The 12,769-nt window shown below is 33.4% G+C and carries 9 protein-coding genes; 3 read left to right on the top strand and 6 right to left on the bottom strand.

Annotated features, from left to right (window positions below; genetic code table 11):
• Positions 1-1,061 precede the first annotated feature (1,061 nt).
• The gene (locus tag F6K40_RS01340) at positions 1,062-2,495 is read left to right on the top strand and encodes a GTP-binding protein (protein WP_293130313.1); all 1,434 of its coding nucleotides are present in this window, start codon (positions 1,062-1,064) and stop codon (positions 2,493-2,495) included.
• Positions 2,496-3,083: 588 nt separating this feature from the next.
• Here the strand turns inward: F6K40_RS01340 and F6K40_RS01335 are convergent.
• The 4 genes from F6K40_RS01335 to F6K40_RS01320 all read right to left on the bottom strand — a co-directional run bounded on the left by F6K40_RS01335 (position 3,084) and on the right by F6K40_RS01320 (position 7,472).
• On the bottom strand, positions 3,084-3,695 hold the full coding sequence (locus tag F6K40_RS01335) for a hypothetical protein (protein WP_293130310.1): 612 nt from the start codon (positions 3,693-3,695) through the stop codon (positions 3,084-3,086).
• Between the two features lie 15 nt (positions 3,696-3,710).
• Positions 3,711-4,640: a GTPase gene (locus F6K40_RS01330; protein ID WP_293130307.1), complete on the bottom strand. Its 930-nt coding sequence runs from the start codon at positions 4,638-4,640 to the stop codon at positions 3,711-3,713.
• A 115-nt stretch (positions 4,641-4,755) separates the two neighbouring features.
• Positions 4,756-5,337: a DNA-binding protein gene (locus F6K40_RS01325; protein ID WP_293130304.1), complete on the bottom strand. Its 582-nt coding sequence runs from the start codon at positions 5,335-5,337 to the stop codon at positions 4,756-4,758.
• Between the two features lie 479 nt (positions 5,338-5,816).
• Positions 5,817-7,472 (bottom strand): mechanosensitive ion channel, encoded by a 1,656-nt coding sequence (locus F6K40_RS01320; protein ID WP_293130301.1) that lies wholly within the window; start codon positions 7,470-7,472, stop codon positions 5,817-5,819.
• 77 nt (positions 7,473-7,549) lie between these two features.
• Between F6K40_RS01320 and F6K40_RS01315 the strand changes: the two genes are divergently transcribed.
• Positions 7,550-8,005 carry an SRPBCC family protein gene (locus tag F6K40_RS01315; RefSeq protein ID WP_293130298.1) on the top strand — a complete coding sequence of 152 codons (456 nt, stop codon included), beginning with the start codon at positions 7,550-7,552 and terminating at the stop codon, positions 8,003-8,005.
• A 1,482-nt stretch (positions 8,006-9,487) separates the two neighbouring features.
• Here F6K40_RS01315 and F6K40_RS01310 read toward each other — a convergent pair.
• Both F6K40_RS01310 and F6K40_RS01305 read right to left on the bottom strand, forming a co-directional pair.
• On the bottom strand, positions 9,488-10,135 hold the full coding sequence (locus F6K40_RS01310; protein WP_293130295.1) for an alpha/beta hydrolase: 648 nt from the start codon (positions 10,133-10,135) through the stop codon (positions 9,488-9,490).
• Positions 10,136-10,442: 307 nt separating this feature from the next.
• A complete protein-coding gene (locus F6K40_RS01305) occupies positions 10,443-11,267 on the bottom strand; it encodes a SirB1 family protein (RefSeq protein WP_293130292.1) in 825 nt (274 codons plus the stop codon).
• 222 nt (positions 11,268-11,489) lie between these two features.
• Here F6K40_RS01305 and F6K40_RS01300 point away from each other — a divergent pair, with 222 nt between their 5' ends.
• Positions 11,490-12,305, top strand: coding sequence for a YwqG family protein (locus tag F6K40_RS01300; protein ID WP_293130289.1), 816 nt, complete (start codon positions 11,490-11,492; stop codon positions 12,303-12,305).
• Positions 12,306-12,769: the final 464 nt, after the last annotated feature.

Below are 12,769 nucleotides of genomic sequence, written 5' to 3'. Positions count from 1 at the left end.
TGACTCTTCACAACTTACAGTAAATTTTTTTTCCAAAAAGAAAGTGAAATGATTCAATCAATGTAAGCATTTATATTAAGTCTCATTAATTAGCCATAAAAAAAAATGTTTTGCTCTTTCAAATTGCTCCCTATTCCCTATTTCCAAAATAAGCATTTATCTCAAGTCTCATTAATTAGCCATAAAAAAAAATGTTTTGCTCTTTCAAATTGCTCCCTATTCCCTATTTCCAAAATAAGCATTTAGCTCAAGTCTCATTAATTAGCCATAAAAAAAAATGTTCTGCTCTTTCAAATTGCTCCCTATTCCCTATTTCCAAAATAAGCATTTAGCTCAAGTCTCATTAATTAGCCATAAAAAAAAATGTTTTGCTCTTTCAAATTGCTACCTATTCCCTATTTCCAAAATAAGCATTTAGCTCAAGTCTCATTAATTAGACATAAAAAAAAATGTTCTGCTCTTTCAAATTGCTCCCTATTCCCTATTTCCAAAATAAGCATTTAGCTCAAGTCTCATTAATTAGACATAAAAAAAAATGTTCTGCTCTTTCAAATTGCTCCCTATTCCCTATTTCCAAAATAAGCATTTAGCTCAAGTCTCATTAATTAGACATAAAAAAAATGTTTTGCTATTTTAAACTCCTCCCTATTTCCAAAATAAGCATTTAGCTCAAGTCTCATTAATTAGACATAAAAAAAATGTTTTGCTATTTTAAACTCCTCCCTATTCCCTATTTCCAAAATAAGCATTTAGCTCAAGTCTCATTAATTAGACATAAAAAAAAATGTTTTGCTCTTTCAAATTGCTCCCTATTCCCTAATTTCCAAAAATATAAATTTTGGGTATTCAAAGAGACATTATGTAAGTAGTCAGATAAATGAGATTATCATAAAATAAACTCTGATTAGAGAATTTAGAGACTGAATTCCCATTTTTAACTCTTGTAATATATTTGAAAAATATACTGAATATACTGGCTAATTATAGGAATAAAACTCTCAAAAAACTAAAACTAATATCTATAAAAAGTTATTTATTTTTTAAGTTAAAAATATCTGAAAATGAATCTAGATCAAGAACTAGACAAAACAATATCAAGCTTTGCAGATATTCAAGCAGAACTTAACATCTGTAACGCTAAAGATGCTTTAAAAGATATCGTAACTAATCTGGATTTAACTCCAGAAGAAAGAGTAGGATTAGACTCAGAAATTTCTGGGTTAGAATCAATGTTAGAAAAATTAGAAAAAGCTTCTGTTTATATTGCTGTATTTGGCATGGTAGGTAGAGGTAAATCTTCTCTTCTCAATGCTTTACTAGGAGAAAAAATCTTTGAAACAGGTCCTATTCATGGTGTCACTAAAACGACAAAAATTAGACAATGGGAATTAGGGAGAGATAATTTAACGGAAATAGAATCATCATCTACAAATTCTCTAACTTCCTACAGAATATCTCAAGTGGAACTGATTGATACCCCTGGTATAGATGAAGTAGACGGACAAACTAGGGAATTAATGGCCCGACAGGTGGCAAAACAGGCAGATTTACTTCTATTTGCTGTAGCAGGAGATATTACTCAAGTAGAATATGAAGCTCTTTCTTACTTACGAGATGCTGGTAAACCAATTTTGCTGGTGTTTAACAAAATAGACCAATACCCAGAAGCAGATAGATTAGCTATATACAATAAAATTCGCGACGAACGAGTCCGTGAATTACTCTCACCAAATGAAATAGTTATGGCAGCAGCATCTCCACTTGTAGCTAAGGCGGTGCAACGTTCCGATGGTAGTCTTAAAGTAGAGATGCTACGAGGAGAACCTCAAGTAGAAGATTTAAAGCTGAAAATATTGGAAATTTTAGACCGAGAAGGTAAATCTTTAGTGGCGCTCAATAGTATGCTCTATGCTGATGATGTGAACGAGCAGTTAGTACGCCGGAAAATGGAAATTCGCTGCCAAAGTGCAGAGCGAGTTATTTGGAAAGGAGTAATGACTAAGGCAATGGCGATCGCTCTCAACCCTGTAACTGTGGTAGATATTCTGAGTGGGGCGATAATTGATGTAGCTATGATTTTGACTTTATCAAAGTTGTATGGCATTCAGATGAGTCAAAGTGGAGCAGTAGATTTATTGCAAAAGATAGCTATTAGTATGGGTGGTATAACTGCCAGTGAATTAGTGGCAAATCTGGGATTAAGTTCTCTGAAAGGATTATTAGGTTTAGCTGCGCCTGTTACTGGAGGATTGTCTTTAGCGCCTTATTTGTCTGTTGCAGTGACTCAAGCAGCAGTAGGAGGTTTATCGTCTTATGGAATTGGGCAAATAACTAAAACATATCTAGCTAATGGTGCATCTTGGGGAGAGGAAAGTCCGAAAGCCGTGGTGAATAATATTTTGGCATCTTTGGATGAAAATTCGATTATGGGTCGTATTAAGGAAGAATTAATAGCTAAATTAGATATAAAAAATTTTAGTAATCAACAACAATAGAGACTTTTTCAGCAAACCCTAGCTATAGTAAAACTATCAAAAAAACCATAAGGTTCAAAACTTCAATGAATCAAAAGTATCTAGCATCATCTATGCTATCAAGTGTTCCAGCATTAGTTGTTTTTGCGTCAGTCGCTAATCTATCTCAACCGGCTTTAGCTGAAACTTTTGCATTTTCTATTGTAAAATCGTAGGTTGTAACAATAATGGTTGTAGTATAAACGTTTTTTCAGCAACTGGAAATTATTACAATGTTGTCTATGGAGAGAAGATCGGTGTAAAAGTAGGAGATCGAGTATTGATTGATATTAACAACAGAGTATGGACATATATTACAAATCCTAAAACTGGAAAGACTTTACGAATAATAAGCGCAAAGCGACTTTAATCTTTCCAAAGGTCAACTCAATGAAATTTGTGCATCTACATAGAAATAGAAGCTCTAATAATCTCTTTTATTGATTTTATATGAGATAACATGAGATGTTTTCATCTGATGTGAATGAGCAGTTAGTACGCCGGACAATGGAAATTCGCTTCTTTATTATCAGAATTAACATAACTAAGTAGTCGTGCAAAATAAATCTCCTAGTAGGGAACAGAAGTAGGTCTCGGAGGGTTAGGAAGAAGGAAATCAGAATGTTTAATTAATTCATAGGAACTTAAAATAAAAGTTATCATTAGTACAATGAATATGACATTTAAAACTAATCTCAAAAATCTAATTTTATTTTGGTACTTTTCATTGATTTTTGTACACCTATATACAATTGGAGCAATAACCCATTCAACCTCATCTTTGTCTTCTTCAATTAGTGCTTTGACAATATCTGATGTGTATTGAGAAAACTCGTCTTGAACAAAACTTGTATCCTTGAGATTGCTAAAGCCATTCCAACAGAAAATCATACGACTTTTACGAGGATCATCTTTATCACTTGTTGAAGGTTGATCGCTATAATTAGCATTAGATAGATTATTAATAGAATTACTTTTGATATAGTGAATTTCAGGACTATCACTTAATCTTAAAAATAAAGAAGAAAAATATTTAATTTTTTCACCTTTTTCATATTCAATAATATAGTGAGCAATTAGATTAACACTGGCTTGTTCGCTCTTAGCAAGAACAGACATTCTACTTCCTACAGGCCCCAAAAGAACGAACTCAATAGGTGAATTTATTATTAAAGTTTTCATAACAAATACTTAATTTCAGTTAATACTTATAATAATGTTTCTAATTACATTTCTTAGTGCTTGAATATCACCAGAGCTTCGATTTGAGTGGACAGTACCACTGATTTGATTAGATAAAGACTTTCTATTATTTTTCCAATCACTAATAATATCATCAAACCAGTTTTCAAGATTATTTTCATCTTGTTTTTTCCAATAATTTTTTTTATTCATAAGAAAATGGATGCATTGTAATTTCTTTTTTTTCTTAGACTCGTTTATGTTTTCCTCTAAGTATTCTTTTAAAGTTTCCAAAAAATCTTCATGCTCCTTTAAACGATTTTGACCTATAGGAATTTCATATAACTCTTGTTTCAATTGATCGTATCCTTGAGAAGTATGATCCAGTATTACACAAAGAATATCTGCATTTTCTGCAATTTTAAATAATTGATAGTCTCTTTTTTTCTTTCCACCACCACTACCATCAATAACAGCTAAAATTTGACTATTTCCACCCTGTTCTTCATAAAAAATTGAATGAATATAAGCATATAATACTTCAGTACTATCTCCTTGTTTATTTTTGCCTGATTTTTCCTTATCTTCAGGTATTTCACAAAAAAGATTTAATAAACTACTTTTACCAACACGGCTTCTTCCAATAAAACCTAGCTTTAAAGGAATAGGTTCCATTTGATCTAACTCATCTATTGATTTGTATTTACCGATTTCATCTACTGCTTTTTTAATACTTTCAGGGATAGCTTGAACTCCAGCTACTACTGTCCACAAAAATGACACTCCTGTAATTGTTCCTCCAATGCCTAGGAATACAGGAGCAGCAGGAGTTAGTATTGGTATTGCTGACATTCCCATTACAGCACTCCCTACGCCTAGCAAGATTGAAGGCATAGTTCCTCTCTCAAGAAATCTTGGTCCATACTCTCTCCATTTTCTTGTCATGTTTTTTAGTTAATACCAATTTCATTAATTCAGGCTAAATTGCTGATCTTAATACAGTAACGTGAAATAATTTCCTGAAATTACTGTAGCGTCAAAGTTTTGAGCCTATAAAATCTTAATGCCTGACTTTTGACTTCGGTAATTTTCTCGAACACTTCTCCTCAGAAGACTTTTGCTCTTTTTCTTTCCTCTTTCTTTTCGACTTTTCTCTCTGTTCCTTAACTTCCGGAGGCGGACCATAATCTCCATTTGAGAAATAAATTCGTTCTACTTGATGTTGCGACTCGACCTCAATCCACAGACGGGCACCTCCTGCCTGACTTCTATTAGGCTGGTGTGGCTGATAGACTATTTGGCAAGGTCCCTTAATTTTTAGAGCGTGGCAATAATCTTTTTTATCTCCTACTTTGACAGCAATTGCTGGATAAGAAGTTTTATTATCTCGGTTCTGATCAATAGTCTTTCGTAGAACATGAACAAATGTATTCCCTGTACGTTCAGCTTTGTTCCAGGTTCCTTCCGGACCGCGACGACCGGGTATGATTTCCGGTACTCCTCGACTGTTAAGAGGAATCATCCATAACCTTTCTTCCTTGTAAGCTCCTACTACTCTGCCTTGTTTAAGTAGTATTCGCAGTCTACCTGTCGATATATTGAGTAAAAATGCTGCTTCCGTTGTATATACTTTTGTAGTCATAACTAGATCGTTTTAGTATTGATATCTAAAATCCTATTTTTTTGAATATTTTTGAGCTGATCAGATCAGTCTACATGAAAATGGCTTATGGTTAAAATGTCTCAAAAGCTTATTTTGTTATATTAAGCCGAATATATCAGTTTAAGCAAAATTAATTGTATCTTTGGTGTGTAAAAAATTTAGGGAGTATGTAGTAGAGGGTAAGGAGCAGGGGAAATTTTTAAAAATATTCTCGCACTTGAGAGAAGAACGTTTTGGTAGTTGGGGAAAATAAAAATATTTTATTTTCCCCATTCTCTCCGATAAAAAAATTTTGTCAGAACTTTTAACTAGCTATCAGCTAGGCGAAAGGCAAAAAAGCGTCTACTAAGCTTAAAATTCACGACAATCCCAAGCAGTATATAGTTGGGTCGGATTGTAAACCTCCTTCGAGGGCGTCAAAAAAAAATTCTGCTGACCGCTGACCGCTTCTTTAACTACTATTTCTTATTAGTTTTAAACTGTTCTAGCCATTCTTGAATTTGAGCAGAAGCAATATCTCTTCCTCCCAAACCAAAAGCCAGAGCAATAGCAACTGCCATTGCTCCCATGAAAAGCCCAAAAGCTAAATTTACTATACTAGGAGCAATACCCATTTGTTGCAGAGCCATAGCTGACACTAATACTATAATTCCAATCCGAGCAAGCTGACCCAAAAGTTTAGCTTGGGAACCACCAGAACTGGTAATTAAGTTATAAGCAAGATTAGCTAAATATAGACCTATAGCCAATACTACTAAACCGTAAAGAACCTGACCAGCAATAAAGATTAACCGATTGACGATTAAACTTAGAGCCTCAAGTTCCATAATTTGAGTAGCTGAAACCGCAGCAAAAAGGAGAATCCCCACAAAAGCTACAAGACCAGCAATTTGTGATGGAGTCCGCGTACTACCAGGTCCACCCTGAAGTACAGTTGCATTTGGGTCACTAGATGAAGAAGATGGTGGAGTCGAAGTTAAACCAAGCCAATTGAAAAGATTATTAAAACCAATACTCGTCAGAAGATTAGTAATCAAATCTTTAACAAATTGACCAACAAAGTAAGCAATAACAATAAAGACAACAGCCGCAAAGATTTTGGGGACAAATGTCAAAATATTGTTGAGCATTGCTACTGCTGGAGTAGTAATTGCGTCAATATCCAGAGCATCCAGAGCTATAATCGCTACAGGAATCAATATCAATACATAAACAACTGTACCAATAATCCCAGAAAGATTTTGACTACCACTGGTTTGACTCATACCCAACCTACTACCCATTTGGTCTACACCAGTAGCAGCAAGTAGATTAGTAACAACTTTCTTAACCACAGTAGCGAGTAACCAACCAACTGTAGCCACAATAACAGCCTTAAGCATCCTGGGCAGAGCTTGTAAGATTTGATCTACCATGTTTTGAACAGGTTCTAGAGCAATCTGTAGTTGCAAAGCTTCCAGGATTACTGGCAAAAATAGCAAGAAAATCAGCCAATAGATGGCATTAGCAATTGTATCGCTAATATTTACTTGACCTTCTGCTCGTCCATCATTAACTTGCTGATTCAGACGGTCATCTAAACCAAATGTTCTAAGTCCTCTGCTAACTGCTAATTTAGCTATAGTTGCCACTATCCAGGCAATACCTAGCCAAATTAGGGCAGCAGCTATACTAGGTAAGAAGCTAGTTATTTCTGTCAGGAAGGCATTTAGAGGTTCAGAAACTGCTGTGAGGTTGAGCTTGTCAAAAAAGGCTATCAGAACAAAGATCATAATGATCCAGAACACCACAGAGGATATCCATTTCTCCACAGGTAAATTCTGACCTTGTTCCTGACTACCTGTTACCCAACCAGCAATTTTGTTATCTATATTAGTCTTCTTGAATAGTCCTCCAATTATGCTAGAAATAACTCCTGCCACTATCCAGCCTACAACTAGAATTGCGATTGCTGTTACTATGTCCAAAATTAAGATTTTGTTGAAATTTTGGGACATTATATCTACAGGATTTGCTGGAGTTTGTGCCAAAATATCTGAGGCTAAGATTGGATTAGCCTGAATTGGGTCACTGAGGTTGATTGATTGTGTAATACTTAGCCAAGTGCCATTCATGGTTTTCTTGGGTTAATGTGAGTGTTAATTAGCAATCATCAGATTGCCCTTATATGTCTAATAGCTTGAGGGTAACAATGCCATTTAGTCAAGTTTTCGAGCAAAATATTTTAATTCGTGCCAGCGCGACTATTGTAGAACGTTGTATTACGGATAACATTCTCATGCACAAGTGGTTAAATCCAATGCTACGTTGTGAAGTTGTGGGTAACTGGGATACATTTGTGGGAAGTCGTAGTAGATTCATAATAAATATTCCTTTTTTACAACCCTCTCTATATAGTGTTGTCGCTGAAAGAGAACCTGGTTTAATTGTTTGGGAATTTCAGGGTTTTTTCCAAGGTAGCGATCGCTGGGAATGTCAACCTGAACCTGAAGGTACTCGTTTATTAAATCGTTTTGAATTTGAGATACCTAATCCTATAATAAAATTTGGTTTTAATCAGTTTGCTGCTTCCTGGACAAAAGCAGATATGGAAGCTCAACTAAGACGCTTGAAAAGAGTAGCAGAAGAGCAATATTATCATAATTAGGGAGTAGGGGAGTAATTTTTTTGCCCAAAAATCAATGCGCCAAAAATGCTAACTTTTTGAGCCTGAAAAGCTGAAACAGGCCTACTTTTTCAATACCTAAAAAGGCACTCAACCTTATAAATACAGATTTTAAGAGCTAGGGAGCCGACTTTCATAGTAAGATAATTGATCAAGCTTTTATGGAAAACTAAAACCTAGCTAATAGCTGAAGGCTTAAGATAGTAGTAAGAATTGTCAGAGTAATTTTTCTGCTAATTATTCTGCCTAAAATGCTAAGTTTTAGTGTTTTTCAATCCCAAACGCTGGTACTATTTTTGAATAAAAAAAGCTTTAGCCTTTACCTGTCAATATTATAGTTAACCAGCAAGCCATAGTTAATAATTAGGGCTTGCTGAAAAAAGCAAAAAAGTCTGGGGAGGGTGGGAAGTTTGGGAAGTTTGGGAAGACAGGGTAAAGTAGGAGAAATAATTTTTCCTTGATTTTTCTATGCCATACTTACCCCAAAGTCCTCACTTTATGCAGCTCTTTTCACCAAAAAACTGATACTTTTTCACGACTTAAAATTGCTAAAACCTTTATCTATAAAATGCTTTAATCTTTAATCAGCAGAGCAATAATTAATGATTAATAATTAAATAATTTAGATTGAAAGTCAATCCTCTTATTTTTAAGAAAAGGTAATTGTTAATTGGTGAACCATAACTACTTCAATATTCAATTTCCCCATCTCCCTACCTCCCCATTCCCTCAAACAAAACGTAAGCATTCAGCCATCAGCTATTAGCTAGCCTTATTTGGTCGAAACTTCGCAATTCAGCTATTGCTTTTGGTGTAGGTTCAAAGCTGTATTAATCAAGTCAGAATTAAATTTTACTACATACAAAAGTTGTTAAAGTCTATATTTGTCTATATTTATTTAGGGCTTGCTGAAAAAGTATGTATGGTAGGGTTAGGAGTCAGGAGTTAGGAGTCAGGAGGAACGAGGAATTTAGAGGAGGTAGTTAGATATTTTATCCCTTGATTTTTCTGAAATTATTCTGCCTTTTACCGAAAAATTTTGGTTTACAGCAGTTTTCATTTCAGTAAACCACAGTAGGGACGTTCCATGGAACGTCCGGGTTTTGGTTCTGACGATGTGGTTCATCCATCTGAAAAGCGCTGTAAAGCCTCCCCTTGGATAGGGGATAATAAATAAAAATTTTCATTCAGGAGTCAATCCTATTCTTTTCAAGGAGAAGTAATTATTAATTATTCATTATTAATTATTAATTGTTGAACCTAACTTTTTGGTGACTCTTGCTTCAAAAGTTGCGCCTTTTTTTTTCACTCTTAAAAGCCTAAAATTTTTATCTGTCAATACTTTTATATTAATCAGCTTTTATATTAATCAGCAAGCCCTATTTAAACTCCTTTCTTAAAAGTAGGATATTATTGCGCTCTAGCCGACTGCTAATAGCTAAATTCTGACAACAAAACAAATAATTATTGGCAAACTATTTTTTGTACCTGTGGCTGTTCTCTCACAAAATCTAACCCTCTTTTAGCCAATTCTATAGCCTGTACAAAAAATGTTTCAATACCTTTAGCATCAATGACAATTCTATCCGTCCATTTAAACTTTTGTACCAGTTCTAAAAATGATATTTCTCCATCAGCAATAATGTTATTAATTGCATCAATAATATCCTTACTTATTTGAGATACATCACTATTTGGAGAAAAATAACGACTAAATTCTTCAATAGCAAGTTCACCATATCGTGATTCTAATAATTTATTCACAAAATCTGGTTTAACTTCTAATTTATAACTTAAAATTTCCCGAACTCTACTAATATCTTCTTCACTAGCATTCGCTGTTAAAAATAGTGATTTTAGTTGCTCAGACTGTTCTCCTGTATTGGCAAATTTTTCTAAATCAGAAATAGCTATAGGTATATTAATTGATTCATAAGTGATTTTAATTTCATCTATCGCATTTGCTGGTTGAGAAGTGAAGATTAAAATACTAGAAATAATTGTCAAAATTCCTGCCAAAGAAATATAGAAAAGCTTTGATAATCTTTTATTTAAACCAGAAAATTGAAATAATTTTTTTACCGATGCCCCTAAATTTAAAATGCTTTTCATTCTGCTATTCCTCACAATTTAATAATTAAATTTGTTGAATGTTTTTTTGCTCTTGTGTCTGAAGTCTGAAATATCTGATATTAGGTTCCCCACTTTTTCAGTTATCAGTACCGACTGTTGAAACCAGTGTCTTAAAATACTGAAGTTAATTTTTTTCATCTGCTTAAAAAATGAATCTTGAGACCTGATTTTTTTGTTATATTCCTGGGTATAAAATAATCACGTAAAATCATGATTAATTAAAGCTTAGTTGCTCAGATTATCTTACTTTAGATTTTTAAATTTTGCCCTTTAACTTTTGTTTCAGTTATAGATTTTGACTAATTTTAGTCAGTAATTGTCTAATTATCTCTATATCATCGGCTTGAGAAAAATTCACCAAATAACTTTCTAAATCTTGACGAGCTTCTGCCCAAAGATTTAGTTGATAATATAATACACCTCTGTCTCGCTTTTCCATAACTGCATTTGGAAATAATAGTAGAATTCGATCGATGACTCCAATAGCTTTTAACCCCTCATTTCGATTCAAATAAATTGCTTTAAGATTTGTCAACATTCGTACTAAAAACTGCTTATTACTTACAGTTGCCAAAAACTGAGGTTGTAGTTCCACTGGTTGACTATAAATTTTGGCCAACTTTTCTTGACAATCTTGAGGAAACAGAATTTCACCTTGGTTAAAAGCATCTACATATATACCAGCTTCTTCAAAATTAGGTCGAATTAAGAAATGTCCTGGCATTCCAATACCCACCATGGGAAAATTTATTCTTTTAGCAATTTCCAGATAAATTAGGGATAAAGTAATCGGAATTCCAGTACGTCTGTCAATTACCTGATTCAGAAAACTATTCCTGGGGTCATAATAATCAATGGTATTGCCAATAAAACCTAAATCATTATAAAGATAGTTGTTTATAGTCTTAATTATTCGTAAAGGATATGGAGCTTCAGGTAATGTTTCTTGGACTTCATTGGCCATTGTATCAAGAGCATTTAGATACTCATCGGGGTCAAATTTTCTGTCATCTTCTAAAGCTAAATAAAGAGCTGCTTTTGCTAAATCTATTTTTTCATCAGATTTGTTAATTTCTAATTCAAATAATTGTCGATATTGAGAATAATTCATATAGCAGGGAATAGGGAATAGGGAATAGGGAATAGGGAATAGGGGGGAATAATTGATAATTTATGGATAATAATTGATTTTATTTTTCATTTTTGGAGAAGTCTATTAGTACCTAATTATAATTAAAATTATTTTTCACTTGGATAAGTCAAGAGTTATACCAAAGCGTTAGCTAATTACCTCACCATAATTTTATCACCACATCTATAGGACTACCTAATTATGAAATCCTCACTTGATATAAACTTACCTGAAGCGTTAGAAACTTACCATGAAGCGATCGCTAATACCATTAAACCTTATTTAAAAATTGATATTAAACCTAATTCAACCCAATGGTGGCAAAGTAAATTTGGAGGACTTCCTTATTTACCTCGAACAATTGATTATCCCACTAACCAAGAGGGTGAATATTTAAAATTTTTAGCACAACTTAATTTTTCAGAAATGCCTCGGTTGGATAATTTTCCTGCTCAAGGAATTTTACAATTTTATATAGATAGTAATGATGATATGTATGGTTTAGATTGTGATGATCAAACTAATCAAGATGGCTTCAAAATTATATATTTTGATCGAATTATCGAAAACGTTAATAATTTAGTAACATATTTTGATTTTTTAGAAGAGGATCAGGATATATACACTCCTATACAAGGTGAGTTTAACTTAAGTTATACCCATTATTATGCACCTATAAATATAAATGATGCAGCTTTTGATCGACATTTTCCTAATTTTAAGGATGATGGTTTATTAGACGTTTACGATACATGGTATTGTCAGTATTTTTGGATTGATGAAATTGTGCATCAGGTAGGGGGTTATCCTAATTTTGTTCAAGATGATCCTCGTTGTTTCAATCCTGAATATGAAGATTATATTTTGTTATTGCAAATTGATTCAGATTATGGACGTCATGGTGAAGCAAATGATATCTGTTGGGGAGATGTAGGAATTGGTAATTTTTTTATTAAACCGTCTAAATTAAAAGCGTTAGATTTTTCTAAAGTTCTTTATAATTGGGATTGTCATTAACAAGGAAGAGTTCAACAATGAATAATGAATAATGAATAATGAATAATGAATAATGAATAATGAATAATGACCTCTCCTTGAAACTGATAGGATTGACTAATCATGAAAATTTTTATTTATTATCCCCTATCCAAGGGGAGGCTTTAAACCAAAATTTTTCGGTAAGAAGGAATAAAGAAAATAGATGAGTCTATAGACAGTTAAGGATTTTGTTGTGGTAGTTCTGTAAATTGCAAGTTCTTGCTTTGGGTGGGGAAAGCAAACCTCTACAAAAACATATTAAAACTTCCTTCTTTTTTGTTCTTTATTGCTTTGGGTTGGAAAAGCAAAATTCTATGAAAAAATCTGACGAATTTCTGATTTATTCTGGATTATTGGGGTAGGTTTGGAAACCAAACCCCTACGAAAAAATCTTACTTCTTGCTTTGAGTTGGAAAAGCAAAATTCTCGGAAAAAATCTGACG

This window comes from Okeania sp. SIO3I5 (genome assembly GCF_010672085.1).
Taxonomy (GTDB): domain Bacteria; phylum Cyanobacteriota; class Cyanobacteriia; order Cyanobacteriales; family Microcoleaceae; genus Trichodesmium.
The sequence above is the reverse complement of the archived record's forward strand: the minus strand, read 5'-3'. Positions and strand labels throughout refer to the sequence as shown.